Below are 13,829 nucleotides of genomic sequence, written 5' to 3'. Positions count from 1 at the left end.
TTCCCTTGAGGGATCCCTGCTCATCATGTATATACCGCCCGTATATACGGAGGTTCGGATGGACATCCCTGATCGTAGCGATGAACACCGGCGCAAGGCAGGATGGGATCGTGTGGTCGGATCGATGCCCTGGTTGCGGGTACGGGACCGGAAGCACTATCGCGTGAAGGTCTTCAAATCCGGCAACTCGCTCGCGGTGCGATTACCCGCGGGGCTCGATCTGCGTGCTGGCATGGAAATGGAGCTGGACGTCGAGGATGGCCACATGCTGACGCTGGAACCGGTGGAGCGTCCGAAGCGCAAGTTCAACGTGGCCAAGGTGTGCGGTTCCGCCACGAGCCTTCAGCCGATCGCGGATGACGATCGCTCCTTCGATGACCGTCCGTTGCGCTGGTCGGAACAAGACGCCGAATGAAGTACCTGCTGGACAGCAACATCATCATCGCGCTGGTGATGAACACTCATCCGGGCGTCGTCGCGCGGGCCGCCCGGTGCGACGAGGATGAGATCGTGACCAGCGCGGTCGCCATCGCGGAAGTGGCCTACGGTTCCGCTCGGGAGAAGCCGCCGGCCATGGAGCAGCTGGCGTCCTTCCTGGAAGAGGTCCCCGTACTGGCGTTCGACTACAAGGCGGCGCTCGCCTATACGACGCTGCCGTTCCGCCGTGCGAGTTACGATCGCCTGATCGCGGCGCATGCGCTGTCGCACGATCTTGTGGTCGTCACCGACAACTCACGCCACTTCGCCGACATTCCGGACCTCCGCGTCGAGAACTGGATGGCATGACCTTCCGCGCCACCATCCTCACGCTCTACCCCGACATGTTTCCCGGTCCGCTCGGCCACAGCCTGGCCGGCCGCGCCCTGGCGGAAGCGAAGTGGACCCTCGACGCGATCAACATCCGCGATTCGGCCACCGACCGCCACCGCACCGTCGACGATACGCCTGCGGGGGGCGGGGCGGGGATGGTGCTGCGCGCCGACGTGGTCGCGCGCGCGCTGGATGCCATCGCGGACGGGCGGCCGGTGTTGGCGATGACACCGCGGGGGCGCCCGCTGACGCAGCGGCGCGTGCGCGACCTCGCCGCCGGGCCGGGCGCGATCGTCCTGTGCGGCCGGTTCGAGGGGTTCGACGAGCGGTTGTTCGAGGCGCGCGCGATCGAGGAAGTCGCGATCGGCGACTACGTCCTCTCCGGCGGAGAGATGGCGGCGCTGGTGCTGCTGGACGCTTGCGTTCGGCTGCTTCCCGGCGTAATGGGCGCCGCTTCCAGCGGGGACGAGGAGAGCTTCGAGAGCGGCCTCCTCGAATATCCGCATTATACCCGACCTAATGAATGGGAAGGGCGCACGATCCCTGACGTGCTGCGATCGGGGGATCATGCGAAGGTCGCCGCCTGGCGGAAACGACGGGCGGAGGACGATACACGGCTACGGCGGCCGGACCTTTGGGAGCGCCACGTCGGCGCTCGGGTCGGTCGCCCTCTGGCGCGCAGCGACGAAGAAGGACGTTCGTAAGTGAACATCATCCAGCAGCTCGAGGCCGAGCAGATCGCCAAGCTGACCGGCGCCCGCGCCATTCCGGAGTTCCGCCCCGGCGACACGCTGAAGGTCGGCGTGAAGGTGGTCGAGGGCGAGCGTACCCGCGTGCAGAATTACGAGGGCGTGTGCATCGCCCGCGCGAACAAGGGCATGGGCTCCTCGTTCACCGTCCGCAAGATCAGCTTCGGCGAGGGCGTGGAGCGCGTCTTCCCGCTCTACTCGCCCAACATCGAGTCGATCACCGTGGTCCGCAAGGGCGCGGTGCGTCGCGCGAAGCTGTACTACCTGCGCGGCCGCACCGGCAAGTCGGCGCGCATCGCCGAGCGCCGCGACACGCGGTCGGCGAAGGATGTCGCCGCGGCCGAGTAAGCGATCCGGCTTGGGCAATGCCAGGGGGCGCGGACGGGATGCCGTCCGCGCCCTTTCGCGTATGCGGCGAGTGGGCGCGCGTGGCCCTTTACCTCGCCCGTGCATCTGCCGATAAGCCGCGCACCAGCGGGGAGAGTTTCATGTGGCGAGTGGCGGTGGTGATGGCGGCGGCGATCGTGAACGTGCCGGCCGTGGCGGCTGATCGCGCGCCGCTGACGCTGGAGCGCGTCTTCGCCAGCCCCGACCTCGCCGGACCGCAGCCGCAGGCGCTGCGGCTGTCGCCCGACGGCACCTTGCTGACCTCGGTCCGCCCCCGAACGGACGAGAAGGAGCGGTTCGACCTGTGGGCGCTCGACACGCGCACGGGCCAGTCGCGGATGCTGGTCGATTCGAAGAAGGTCGGCAGCGGCGCCGCGCTGTCCGAAGCGGAGAAGATGCAGCGCGAGCGCGACCGCTCGCTGACCGGCAAGACCGGGATCCTCACCTACGACTGGTCGCCGGACGGACGCACCCTGCTGGTGCCGATCGACGGCGACCTCTACCTGGCGCAGCGCGACGGCGGCGCGCGGCGGATCGAGGGGACCAAGGACGCGCTGAACCCGGCGATCAGCCCGCGCGGCCGCTTCGTCAGCTTCGTGCGCGACCAGAACCTGTTCGTCCAGCCGCTGGCCGGTGGCGCCCCGCGCGCGCTGTCGCGGGACGGTGGCGGCACCGTCCACTGGGGCGAGGCCGAGTTCGTCGCGCAGGAGGAAATGGATCGTCGCACCGGCTATTGGTGGTCGCCCGACGAGACCCGCGTCGCCGTCGCGCGCTTCGACGAGGCGCCCGTGCAGGTGTCGGTGCGCGCCGCCATCGGCGACGCGGGCACGAAGATCTACGAGCAGCGCTATCCCGCGGCGGGCACGCCCAACGTGCGGATCGCGCTCTATGTCGCCGGGCTCGACGGGCGCGAGCCGGTGAAGGTGGATCTTGGCCAGGACACGGACATCTATCTCGCGCGTGTCGACTGGCTGCCGGACGGCTCCGCGCTGCTGGTACAGCGGCAGAACCGCGCGCAGACGCGGCTGGACATGCTGCGCGTCGACCCTGCCACCGGCAAGGCCACCTTGCTCTTCACGGAGAAGGCGGGCGCGAAGAGCTGGATCAACCTGACCGACGCCTATCGCTGGATGGCGGACGGCAGCTTCTTGTGGCGGTCGGAACGCGACGGCTTCGGGCACCTGTGGCGGTGGAAGGCGGGCACGTGGAGCCAGCTGACCAAGGGGCCGTGGGTGGTGCAGGGCCTGGTCGCGGTGGACGAGCCCGGCGGGCGCGTCTTCGTCACCGGCAACAAGGACGACGTGCTGGAACAGCATCTCTACGCCGTCGACCTGAAGACCGGCGCGACGACGCGGCTGACGGAGCGCGGCTGGTGGAACAATGCGGTGGGCGACGGCACGGGCACGCGCTTCATCGTCACCCGCTCCAATTCCGCGCAGCCGGCGCAGACCTACCTGGCCGACGCGAGCGGAAAGCGCGTCGCCTGGATCAACGAGAATGCGGTGACGGGCGCGCACCCTTATGCGCCGTATCTCGCCGCGCATCGCTCGCCCGAGTTCGGCACGCTGAAGGCGAAGGACGGGACGACGCTGTATTGGGAGATGATCTCGCCCGTGCGCGAGCCGGGGAAGCGTTACCCCGTCTTCTTCGAACATTACGGCGGCCCCGGCACCGGGCAGATGGTGACGCGCGGCTGGCAGGGCGCGCTGGCGCAGTATCTGGTGCAGCAGGGCTGGATCTACTTCCGCATCGACAATCGCGGGTCGTACAATCGCGGAAAGGCATTCGAGGACCAGATTTGGCACGCCATGGGAACCGTCGAGGTGGCGGACCAGCAGGCCGGGGCGCAATACCTGAAGTCGCTGCCGTTCGTCGACGCGCGAAGGGTGGCGACCTACGGCTGGTCCTACGGCGGCTATCTGTCGCTCAAGATGCTGGAGAAGACGCCCGGCGTGTACGCCGCGGCCGTCGCCGGCGCGCCCGTCACCGACTGGCGGCTGTACGACACGCATTACACCGAACGCTACATGGGCGACCCGCGGCAGGTGGCGGATGCCTATGACGCGTCGGGCACGATCGTCGACGCCGCGAAGATCGCCGACCCGCTGCTCGTCATCCACGGCATGGCCGACGACAACGTCTTCCTCGACAACACGACGAAGATGGCGGCGGCGATGCAGCGGCAGGGCGTGCCATTCGAGATGATGCTCTATCCCGGGCAGACCCACCGTGTCGGCGGGCCGGGCGTCAGCGTCCACCTGTGGCGCACGATCCTCGACTTCCTCGAGCGTCACGTGAAGCGCGAGGGAGCGGTTGCGGGCGCCGCGGCGAGAAACTAACCGCGCGCCATGCTGGCAGGGCTGATCTTCGCGACGCACGAGGCCGAGGACCGCGCGGGGACGCTGGCGGCGACGCTGCCGTTCGCCGCGGCGACGCTGATCGAATATCAGGCGCGGCTGCTGATCGCGTGTGACGCGGCGCAGATCGTCGTCGTCGTCCAGCGGCTGACGCCCGAGCTGATCGGTGCCATCGCGCGGATCGGCAAGCGCGGCGTGGCGGTGGATACGGTCCGTTCCGCGCGCGAGGCGGAGGCCAAGCTGCACCCGCTGGCGCGCGTCGTGATGATCGCCGACGGCCTGGTCACCACCGGCAGCATCGTCGAGGTGATGGCGGGCGTGGGTGCGGGAGAGGGCGGCGACGCGCTGCTGGTGGTGCCGCGCGACGGCGCCGACCCGGCGTTCGAGCAGGTGGGCGGCGGCAGTGCCTGGGCCGGCGTCGCGCGGATCGAGGCGCGCCGCGTGGCGGAGGCCGCCGCGATGCCCGCCGACTACGACCTGCAATCGACGCTGCTGCGCGCCGCGGAAGCCGCGGGTGCGCGCCACGTGCCGCTGTCGATGCGCGAGGTGGAGCGGGGCCACGGCGTCGAGCGCCAGGGGGCCGCGCTGGAGGCGCGCGGGCGCGCGGTGCTGGCCGCGTCGATGGCGCTGCGGCCCGGCTGGTTCGACCGCATCGTGCTGCGCCCGCTCGCCAGGCTCGCCATCCCCGCGGTCGCCCGGCGCGGCATCGGAACCGGGACGCTGATGGGCGGGGGCGGCGCGCTGGCGGTCGCGGGCCTCCTCGCCACGCTGGCGGGCTGGACCGCGAGCGGGCTGCTGGCGACGATGGCCGGGGTGCTGACGATCGAGATCGGCGGCGCGCTGGCGCTGTTCCGCGACGAACCCGACGCGAAGCGCGCCGGGCGCATCGCCGCGCTGGTGCTCCCTGCGCTGGCGGTGTTGGTGCTGGGCCACGTGTCCGACGGCGCGACGGGGGAGCTGACCGGCGGGTTGCTGGCCATCGCCACGGTGGTCGCCGGGGGCATCGGCGAGCGCGCGGCGGTGGCGACGCGGCGGCGGGCGTGGTGGGGCGGCGGCCCCGCCTACCTGCTGCTGCTGTCGCTCGCCGCACTGGTCGGGTTGCCGCGGCTGGGCCTCGCGGCCACCGCCGCCTACGCCGCCGTGACGCTGGGCGCCGCGGTGGAGGCGCTGCGGCGGCAGGCTTAGCGCCGCCTTAACGAAGCCGCCGCTACGGGGGAGAGGATGTCAGAGGATCGCCTCTTCCCGCCCGAGCCCGATCGCGGCCCGGCGTCGCCCGAGACATGGGCGGCGGCGGACGACCGGCGGCAGGCGGCGCGCGCGGCCGCGGCCATGACGGACCTGTTCCTGGACCCGCGCGACCGCCTGCACGAGCAGACGCGCGTCGCCGCGCTGGCGGTGATCGAGGCGGCGGTGGCGCGGCTGGAGCGCGACCTGCGGCACCTGCTGGGCGAGGCGGCGGGCGCCGCGTCGAACCTGTCCGTGGCGGAGCGATTGACCGCCAGCGGGCTGCTGCGCGATCCGCCCCTGATCGAGGAGGCGGTGGCGCAGGCGCGGCTCGCCGCGATCGACGCGGCGTTGGTGGCGCAGCGGGCTCCGGGCACGAGCGTCGACCTGATCCAGCGGTTGTCGCGATCCGACGACCGCAAGGTCCGCGCGGCGACGCTGGCCTGGCTGATCGCGGAGAATGCGCGCGCGCAGGGCGACGGCGACCTGCCGCCGGCCCTCCACCGCCGCACGATCTGGTGGGTGGCGGCGGCGCTGCGCGAGCGGTTGCCGGCCGACGCGGCCACCGACCGCGCGCTCGCCGAGGCGGCCGAGCGCAGCATCGCCGCGCGCGAGGAGACGCCGGACGTGGTCGAGGCGGCGGCGGCGCTGGCCGCGGCGATCGACGCCGCGCCGGCGGACCTGCCGCACCTGCTTCCCGACGTGCTGGCGGAGGGGCGAACCCATCTGTTCGTGGCGCTGCTCGCCCATGGCCTGTCGCTGGACGCGGGAGAAGCGCGCGCGCTGGTGCTGGACGCCGAGGGCGACCGGCTCTGCTACGCGCTGCGTGCGCTGGGCTTCACGCGCCCCACCATCGCGCGCGTAGGCTGGATGCTGGGCGAGGCGGACATGGCGCGCGACGTGGAGCGTCTGCCGGGCGCGCTCGATCGATGCGAGGCGATGACCGCGCAGGCTGCACGACGGGCGCTGGCGACGATGGCGCTGCCCGCGCCGTTCCGCGCCGCCGTGCGGGCGCTGGGGCGCGCGGCGTGAGCGAGGTCGCGCCGCTGGACCTGCGCGTGGATCGCGAGGACCGCCTGCTGGCGGCCGACCCGCTGCTGGCGGCGATCAACGAGCGGGCGGGCGGCGCCACCGGCCGCGCGCTGGCGGTGCCGCAGCTCGCCGCGATCGCCCGGCTGGCGCGGCGGCTGGACATCGGGATCGGCCGCGCGACGACGATCGCCGACGGCGAGGCCGACCTCGACTGCTGGATCGCCGCCACGCCCGACCGCGGCGACGTGACGCTGTCCGTGTCCCTGCTGCGCGAGCGTCCCGCGTGGCGCGCGCCCGTCGCCACCGCCGTGCCGGCCCGCGTGCCGCCCCCGCCTGGCGCGGACTGGACGTGGGAGACCGATGCGGACCTGCGCATCGTCCGGATCGACACCGCCGGCGCGCTGCTGGCGGGGGTGACGCCCGCGGACGCGCTGGGGCAGCCGGTGACGCGGCTGTTCGCGCTGGCCACCTCGCCCCAGGGCGGGCTGCCGCTGGTCGACGCCATGGCGGAGGCGGCCGACTTCGACGCGCAGCCGGCTAGCATCCCGGCGACCGGGGCGCCGGTGATGCTGGCGGGGCACGCACGGCTGGACGCCGCCGGCCGCTTCGCCGGGTTCGCCGGCGGCACCTTCGCCGCGCCGCGAGCGTCCGCCGAGGCGGCACCGGCGGCGGCGACTCCGACCTTCAACGCGCGGCTGGAGCGGATCCTGCGCGGACCGCTGGGCCGGATCGTCGCCCACGCCGACAGCATCCACGCCGGCGCGGACGGCCCGCTGGAGCCGCATTACGCCGACTATGCCGCCGATATCTCCAGCGCCGGGCGCCACCTGCTCGGCCTCGTCGACGACCTGGTCGATCTGGAGGCGATCGAGCGCGCGGATTTCCGCATCGAACGAGAGGCGGTGGACCTCGCCGACGTGGCGCGGCGTGCTGCCGGGCTGCTGGCGGTCCGCGCCGCCGACGCGGGCGTCACGATCGACCGCAGCGGCCTGGACCAGCCGCTGCCCGCGATCGGCGAGTTCCGCCGCTGCCTACAGATCCTGGTCAACCTCGTCGGCAATGCGGTGCGCTATTCTCCGCGCGGCGGGACGGTGTGGCTGACGCTGCAGCGCGAGGAGGCGCGCGCCGTGCTGATCGTTGCCGACCAGGGGAAGGGGATCGCCGTGGCGGACCAGGCGCGCATCTTCGAGAAGTTCGAGCGGGTCGACGTGACCGAGCCGGGGGGCAGCGGCCTCGGCCTCTACATCGCGCGGCGTCTGGCGCGCGCGATGGACGGGGACCTGACCGTGGACAGCGCGCCAGGCATGGGCGCGCGCTTCGTACTGTCGCTGCCGCTCGCCTGACGCCTTCTACGTCAGCGCCGCCGCATCCGCCGTGCGAGCAGTACCAGCAGCAGGCCGGCCACCGCCAGCCCCGCGCCGTAGTCCGCCCATTGCCGCTCAGCGATCATGAAGCTGGACGCGGGCCAGCGGACGTAGCCCAGGCCCTGCCCGATCCACAGCAGGCCGGTGAGCGTCAGCGCGACGCCCACCGCCAGCAGGACGGGTCGGAGCCTGACCACCTCAGCGGCTGCCGACCGGCAGATACTCGCGCTGCGTCGGGCCGGTGTACAGCTGGCGCGGGCGGCCGATCTTCTGGTCCGGGTCGGTAATCATCTCGTTCCACTGCGCCACCCATCCGACGGTGCGGGCGAGCGCGAACAGCGCGGTGAACATCGACGTGGGGAAGCCGATCGCCGACAGGATCACGCCCGAGTAGAAATCGACGTTGGGGAACAGCTTCTTCTCGACGAAATACTCGTCGTTCAGCGCGATCTCCTCCAGCCGCAGCGCGGTCTCGAACACCGGGTCCTGCACGTTCAGCGCCTCGAACACCTCGCGCACCGTCTTCTGCATCACCGTGGCGCGCGGATCGTAGTTCTTGTAGACGCGGTGGCCGAAGCCCATCAGGCGGAACGGGTCGTTCTTGTCCTTGGCGCGCGCGATATATTCCGGGATCTTCTCCGGCGTGCCGATCTCGTGCAGCATGTTCAGCGCCGCCTCGTTGGCGCCGCCGTGCGCCGGCCCCCACAGGCATGCGATGCCCGCCGCGATGCAGGCGAAGGGGTTCGCGCCCGACGATCCGGCGAGGCGGACGGTGGAGGTGGACGCATTCTGCTCGTGATCGGCGTGCAGGATGAAGATGCGGTCCATCGCCTTCTCGACCGCCGGGTTCACCTCGTAGGGCTCGGCGGGCACGCCGAAGGTCATGCGCAGGAAGTTGCCGGTGTAGGACAGCGAATTGTCGGGATAGAGGAACGGCTGTCCCACGCTGTACTTGTACGCCATCGCCGCGATGGTCGGCATCTTCGCGATCAGCCGGTGGCTGGCGATCATGCGCTGGCGCGCGTCGTGGATGTCGGTCGAATCGTGGTAGAAGGCGCTGAGCGCGCCGACGACGCCGCACATGATCGCCATCGGATGCGCGTCGCGGCGGAACCCGCGGTAGAAGGTCGCCAGCTGCTCGTGCAGCATGGTGTGGCGCGTGATCGTGTTCTCAAAACCGGACAGCTCGTCCGCGCTGGGCAGCTCGCCGTTCAGCAGCAGGTACGCGACCTCCATGAAGCTGGAATGTTCGGCCAGGTCGCCGATGGCGTAGCCGCGATGCAGCAGCACGCCCTCGTCACCGTCGATGTAGGTCAGCTTCGACTGGCACGACGCGGTGGAGGTGAAGCCGGGATCGTAGGTGAACGCGCCCGTCTGTCCGTACAGCTTGCGGATGTCGACCACGTCCGGCCCGACGGTGCCGGACAGGACCGGATATTGGAAATCCTTGCCGGACAGCGAGAAATTGGCGTTGTCGGTCATGGGTGGTCTCCCGTCAGGCGCTGTGGTCGGCAATCCGTGCCAGGCTCTCTTCGCGCCCCAGCAGGACGAGCACGTCGAAGATGCCGGGCGACGTCCTGCGACCGGTTAGGGCGACGCGGAGCGGCTGGGCGACCTGGCCGAGCTTCACGCCCGCCGCCTCGGCCACCTGCCGTACCGCGTCTTCGAGAGCCTCCGTATCCCAGTTGTGCACCGCGTCAAGCGCGGCGTGGAGGCGGGCGAGCAGCGCGGGCGCGTCGCCGGAGAGCAGCGCGGCCGCATCGTCATCCACCGGCAACGGGCGGGACACGAACAGGAAACGCGCGCCCTCGGCCAAGTCGTTCAGATTCGCGGCACGCACTTTCAGCACCGGCATGGCCTGCGCCAGCAGCGCGCGACGCGTGTCGTCGTGATCGAGTTCCAGCCGCGCGGCGACCTGATCGGCCAGCCGCGCGTCGTCGGCGGCGCGGATGTAATGGCCGTTGAGGTTCTCCAGCTTCTTCAGGTCGAAGCGGCTGGGCGACTTGCCGACATGGTCGAGGTCGAACCAGCGGACCGCGTCCTCGCGTGCGATGAACTCCTCGTCGCCGTGGCCCCAGCCGAGCCGCAGCAGATAGTTGCCGAGCGCTTCGGGCAGGATGCCCATCTCGTCGCGATATGCCTCGATGCCGACCGCCCCGTGGCGCTTCGACAGCTTGGCGCCGTCCGCGCCGTGGATCAGCGGGATGTGCGCGTAGACCGGCTCGGGCCAGCCGTTCGCACGATAGATCGGCAGCTGGCGGAAGGCGTTGTTGAGATGGTCGTCGCCGCGGATGACGTGGGTGACGCCCATGTCGTGATCGTCGACCACGACGGCCAGCATGTACGTCGGCGTGCCGTCCGACCGAAGCAGGACCAGATCGTCGAGCTCGGCGTTCTGCACCGTCACCTCGCCCTGCACGCGGTCGGCAATCGTCGTCGCGCCCTCGGTCGGCGCCTTCAGCCGGACGACATAGGGCTTGTCCGCCGAATGGTCGCTGCGTTCGCGCCAGGTTGAGCGAATGCGCAGCGGCTTCTTCGCCACCTGCGCCTCCTCGCGCATGGCGGCGAGTTCCTCGTTGGTCAGGTAGCAGCGATAGGCGTGCCCGCTCGCCACCATCTGGTGCGCCACCTCGGCGTGGCGCGCGGCGCGTGAGAACTGGAACACCGCGTCGCCGTCCCAGTCGAGGCCCAGCCAGCGCATCCCGTCGAGGATCGCGTCGATCGCGGGCTGGGTCGAGCGGGCGCGGTCGGTATCCTCGATCCGCAGCAGGAAACGCCCGCCGTGGTGACGCGCGAAGAGCAGGTTGAACAGCGCCGTGCGCGCGCCGCCCAGGTGCAGGAAGCCGGTGGGCGAGGGCGCGAAGCGGGTGACGACGGGCGCCTGGTCCGACGTGGACTTGATCTCGGTTGCGCTCACGCGCGCTTGCTCCCAGGCTGAGTGAAACGATGGCCAGTTCCGCCGCGCCCGCCCCTAGCAAAGCAATCCGGCCGCTTCAAATCGCGGTGGGGCGCTGGCGCGACGCGGCGGAGCGGCGTCTGGAGGCGGAGCGGGACCAGCTGTTCCTCTTCCTGCCCGTGATGCTGGGTGGCGGCATCGCGGCGTGGCTGCTGCTGCCCGATCCGCGCCACTGGGCGGCGGCGATGCTGGCGGCGGGGGCGGTCGGCTGCGCGGCGCTGGCGGGCGGGGGCGGCGGACGGCTGGGGCGCGCGGTGGCGGTCGGCGCCGCGGTGCTGGCGCTGGGCGTCGCGCTGATCTGGTGGCGGGCGGATCGGGTGGCGGCGCCGGTGCTGGCGCGCGCCGCGATCGTGGCGGTGGAGGGACAGGCGACGGCGGTGGAGCCGCTGCCCGCGCGGGCGCTGGTGCGCGTCACGCTGGTCGCGCTGCGCTGGCAGGCGCCCGTGCCCGATCCGGCGCCGCGGCGCATCCGCGTGAACCTGGCCGCGGCGGACGTGCCCGCCGGGCTGTCGCCGGGCGCGACGATCCGGCTGCGCGCGCGGCTGATGCCGCCGGCGCCCCCCGCGGTTCCCGGCGCCTACGATTTCGCGCGCGTCGCCTGGTTCCAGAAATGGGGCGCGACCGGGCGCGGCTTCGCACCGGTGGCGGTGATCCGGCCGGGCGAGGTCCGGGCCGATGCCCGCGCGCGGCTGACGCGGCACATCGAGTCGCGGCTCGACGGATCGGCCGGCGGCATCGCCGCGGCGCTGGCCACCGGCAGCACCGGCGCGATCGGCGAGCCCGACGCGGAGGCGATGCGCCGGGCCGGACTGGCCCACCTCCTGTCCGTCAGCGGGCTGCACATCACCGCGGTGGTGGCGCTGGTGATGCTGGTGGTGTCGCGCCTGCTGGCGCTGTCCGTCCGCGTCGCGCTGACCGGGCGGGTGCCGCTGCTGGCGGGGTCGGCGGCGGCGCTGGCGGCGATCGGCTACACCTGGCTGGCGGGCGCCGAAGTGCCGACGATCCGCAGCTGCGTCGCCGCGCTGATGATCCTGGCCGCCATCGCGCTGGGGCGCGAGGCGATCACGATGCGGCTGGTGGCGGTGGGGGCGCTGATCGTGCTTGCGGCCTGGCCGGAAGCGCTGGCGGGGCCGAGCTTCCAGCTGTCGTTCGCCGCGGTGACGGCGATCGTGGCGCTCCACGAGCACGCGCCGCTGCGCGCCTTCCTGTCGCCGCGTGGGGAGCGATGGCCGCGACGGCTGGGACGTGGCTTCGTCTCCCTGCTCGTCACCGGGTTGGTCGTGGAGGCGGCGCTGATGCCCATCGCCGCTTTTCACTTCCACCGTGCCGGCCTGTACGGCGCGTTGGCCAACCTGGTCGCGATCCCGCTCACCACCTTCGTCGTGATGCCGGCGGAGGCGGCGGCGCTGGCGCTCGATGCGGTCGGGCTGGGCGCGCCGCTCTGGTGGGTGGCGGGGCAGGGGATCGCCCTGCTGCTCGCCATCGCCCGCCACGTCGCGGCGGCGCCGGGCGCGGTGGCGGCGGTGCCCGCGATGCCCGCGGGAGCCTTCGCGCTGATGGTTTCGGGCGGGCTGTGGTTCGCGCTGTGGCGCACGCGCTGGCGCCGCTGGGGAGCACTGCCCTTCGCGATCGGCGCGGCCTGGGCGCTCGCGACGCCGCCGCCGGACCTGATCGTCACCGGCGACGGCCGGCACCTGGGCCTGCGCACTGACGACGGACGGGTGGCGATGCTGCGCGACCGCGGGGGCGATTACGTGCGCGACACGCTGGGCGAGGCGGGGGGCGCGCGGGTGGAGGGCGACGACGCCGCGCCCACGCTCCTCTCCGACCTGCCCGCCGCGCGCTGCAACCGCGACCTGTGCCGCATCGCGCGCGGCGGGCGCGAAGTGCTGGCGACGAGGAGCGCGTTCCTCGTCCCCGCGGCGCGGCTGGTGCCGCTGTGCCGCCGCGCCGACGTGGTGGTCAGCGAGCGCCGCCTGCCGCGCCGCTGCCGCGCACGCTGGCTGACGCTGGACCGCGCGACGCTGGAGCGGACCGGGGGCGTGGCGGTGACCTTCGCCACCGGGCGGATCGTGACGGTGCGGCGAGCGCGGGATCGCCACCCGTGGGTGGTAGCGGTCGACGATGCGGCGATGAAGGGCCGGCCTGCCCGGTACAGGATGCAGGCGTGGTGGCCAATGCGGTAAACTAGGACCCGAGTTTTCAGGATCATGTCGTGCGTCGTTTCTGGCAAGATCGAAATCTATCGCGGACCTGATTCGTCCTTCTGAGGAAAGCACGATGCCCGTCGCCGTGCAGACTTTCGCGAAAAGCACTTTGCCCCAGGGCTTCGGCAGCGAGGGCCGGGTGCGCTTCCTTAAGTCGATGGACTGGGGCTTTCGCGCCCAGGACAAGACGAACGTCGAGCCCGGCATCGAAATCCTTCCGCAGACCTCGGGCTATTTCTGCCTGATCGACGATCCGCATCACAATGGCGCCGGCGTTCGCGCGTTTCCCGGCGCCGACATGAGCCAGTTCACCTGCGATCACGGCGACGGCACCGTGACATACGGCCACAAGGGGGCGCGGCTCTACTGGGCGGACGTCGCGATCGCGCCGGGTGGCAAGTTGCAGTTCCACTATATCTTCCTGCGCGGGCAGCAGAACAATCCGTTCAACGCCTTCGCGCAGTTCCTGGCCGTCAGGCCGACCGGCGAGATCGTGCGACGGAGCAGCTTTGCGCAGACGAAGGACGCGGGACCGGTCGAGCATGGCAGGTTCTATCGCTGGCGTGCGCATCCGCCGATCGTGTTCGCGGCCGGTTTCGCCGGGACGCTGCAATGGGTGGTCACCAACGGTCAGCGCCGGGCCAGGGGCGATCCGATGGTCCACCCGGACACGGACCTGCATCCATCGGGACTCGCGATCGACTTCATCTCCATCATCGCCTGACAGGGGGCACGAACGCCGT

12 protein-coding genes and 1 pseudogene are annotated in these 13,829 nt (G+C 71.7%); 10 read left to right on the top strand and 3 right to left on the bottom strand.

The genetic code is table 11. The features are described from left to right. Positions 1 to 58 precede the first annotated feature (58 nt). The 8 genes and pseudogenes from HBH26_RS12655 (at position 59) to HBH26_RS12620 (ending at position 7,902) form a co-directional block, all read left to right on the top strand. A complete protein-coding gene (locus tag HBH26_RS12655) occupies positions 59 to 415 on the top strand; it encodes an AbrB/MazE/SpoVT family DNA-binding domain-containing protein (protein WP_168134994.1) in 357 nt (118 codons plus the stop codon). Continuing rightward, entirely contained in the window at positions 412 to 786 is a 375-nt protein-coding gene (locus tag HBH26_RS12650) for a type II toxin-antitoxin system VapC family toxin (protein ID WP_168134993.1), read from the top strand. The genes HBH26_RS12655 and HBH26_RS12650 overlap by 4 nt, the downstream gene beginning before the upstream one ends. Further along, positions 783 to 1,501: pseudogene (gene trmD / locus HBH26_RS12645) on the top strand (tRNA (guanosine(37)-N1)-methyltransferase TrmD); the annotation flags it as partial. The gene HBH26_RS12650 and the pseudogene trmD, both read left to right, overlap by 4 nt. 13 nt (positions 1,502 to 1,514) lie before the next feature. Continuing rightward, positions 1,515 to 1,907 (top strand): 50S ribosomal protein L19, encoded by a 393-nt coding sequence (gene rplS, locus HBH26_RS12640; protein WP_168134991.1) that lies wholly within the window; start codon positions 1,515 to 1,517, stop codon positions 1,905 to 1,907. Between the two features lie 140 nt (positions 1,908 to 2,047). After that, positions 2,048 to 4,285, top strand: a complete 2,238-nt coding sequence (locus HBH26_RS12635) for a S9 family peptidase (RefSeq protein WP_239024771.1) — start codon at positions 2,048 to 2,050, stop codon at positions 4,283 to 4,285. Positions 4,286 to 4,294: 9 nt separating this feature from the next. Continuing rightward, on the top strand, positions 4,295 to 5,488 hold the full coding sequence (locus HBH26_RS12630) for a hypothetical protein (protein ID WP_168134990.1): 1,194 nt from the start codon (positions 4,295 to 4,297) through the stop codon (positions 5,486 to 5,488). A 36-nt stretch (positions 5,489 to 5,524) separates the two neighbouring features. Next, positions 5,525 to 6,559, top strand: coding sequence for a DUF2336 domain-containing protein (locus HBH26_RS12625; RefSeq protein ID WP_168134989.1), 1,035 nt, complete (start codon positions 5,525 to 5,527; stop codon positions 6,557 to 6,559). Next, the gene (locus HBH26_RS12620) at positions 6,556 to 7,902 is read left to right on the top strand and encodes a sensor histidine kinase (protein ID WP_338057356.1); all 1,347 of its coding nucleotides are present in this window, start codon (positions 6,556 to 6,558) and stop codon (positions 7,900 to 7,902) included. Before HBH26_RS12625 ends, HBH26_RS12620 begins: the two co-directional genes overlap by 4 nt. Before the next feature lie 11 nt (positions 7,903 to 7,913). Here HBH26_RS12620 and HBH26_RS12615 read toward each other — a convergent pair whose 3' ends face one another. From HBH26_RS12615 to gltX, 3 genes are read right to left on the bottom strand one after another with little or no spacing between them, the layout of a single operon-like run. Then, positions 7,914 to 8,120: a hypothetical protein gene (locus tag HBH26_RS12615; RefSeq protein WP_168134987.1), complete on the bottom strand. Its 207-nt coding sequence runs from the start codon at positions 8,118 to 8,120 to the stop codon at positions 7,914 to 7,916. A gap of 1 nt (position 8,121) precedes the next feature. Further along, positions 8,122 to 9,405 (bottom strand): citrate synthase, encoded by a 1,284-nt coding sequence (locus tag HBH26_RS12610; RefSeq protein ID WP_168134986.1) that lies wholly within the window; start codon positions 9,403 to 9,405, stop codon positions 8,122 to 8,124. A 13-nt stretch (positions 9,406 to 9,418) separates the two neighbouring features. Beyond that, complete coding sequence (gene gltX, locus HBH26_RS12605; protein ID WP_338057355.1) at positions 9,419 to 10,840, bottom strand: glutamate--tRNA ligase; 1,422 nt, start codon at positions 10,838 to 10,840, stop codon at positions 9,419 to 9,421. A gap of 161 nt (positions 10,841 to 11,001) precedes the next feature. Between gltX and HBH26_RS12600 the strand changes: the two genes are divergently transcribed. Together HBH26_RS12600 and HBH26_RS12595 are read left to right on the top strand one after the other, a co-directional pair. Then, entirely contained in the window at positions 11,002 to 13,065 is a 2,064-nt protein-coding gene (locus tag HBH26_RS12600; protein WP_239024782.1) for a ComEC/Rec2 family competence protein, read from the top strand. A gap of 94 nt (positions 13,066 to 13,159) precedes the next feature. After that, positions 13,160 to 13,810: a hypothetical protein gene (locus HBH26_RS12595; RefSeq protein WP_168134984.1), complete on the top strand. Its 651-nt coding sequence runs from the start codon at positions 13,160 to 13,162 to the stop codon at positions 13,808 to 13,810. Positions 13,811 to 13,829 lie beyond the last annotated feature (19 nt).

It is taken from the genome of Sphingomonas corticis, assembly GCF_012035195.1.
In the GTDB taxonomy this organism is placed as follows: Bacteria; Pseudomonadota; Alphaproteobacteria; order Sphingomonadales; family Sphingomonadaceae; genus Sphingomonas; species Sphingomonas corticis.
The sequence above is the reverse complement of the archived record's forward strand: the minus strand, read 5'-3'. Positions and strand labels throughout refer to the sequence as shown.

Excerpts from the sequence above, each read along its gene's own strand:
- HBH26_RS12635 (WP_239024771.1), top strand. The coding sequence starts at position 2,048 with ATGTGGCGAGTGGCGGTGGTGATGGCGGCGGCGATCGTGAACGTGCCG.
- HBH26_RS12655 (WP_168134994.1), top strand. The coding sequence starts at position 59 with ATGGACATCCCTGATCGTAGCGATGAACACCGGCGCAAGGCAGGATGG.
- HBH26_RS12630 (WP_168134990.1), top strand. The coding sequence starts at position 4,295 with ATGCTGGCAGGGCTGATCTTCGCGACGCACGAGGCCGAGGACCGCGCG.
- HBH26_RS12650 (WP_168134993.1), top strand. The coding sequence starts at position 412 with ATGAAGTACCTGCTGGACAGCAACATCATCATCGCGCTGGTGATGAAC.
- HBH26_RS12625 (WP_168134989.1), top strand. The coding sequence starts at position 5,525 with ATGTCAGAGGATCGCCTCTTCCCGCCCGAGCCCGATCGCGGCCCGGCG.
- HBH26_RS12595 (WP_168134984.1), top strand. The coding sequence starts at position 13,160 with ATGCCCGTCGCCGTGCAGACTTTCGCGAAAAGCACTTTGCCCCAGGGC.
- HBH26_RS12610 (WP_168134986.1), bottom strand. The coding sequence starts at position 9,405 with ATGACCGACAACGCCAATTTCTCGCTGTCCGGCAAGGATTTCCAATAT.
- HBH26_RS12600 (WP_239024782.1), top strand. The coding sequence starts at position 11,002 with ATGCTGGGTGGCGGCATCGCGGCGTGGCTGCTGCTGCCCGATCCGCGC.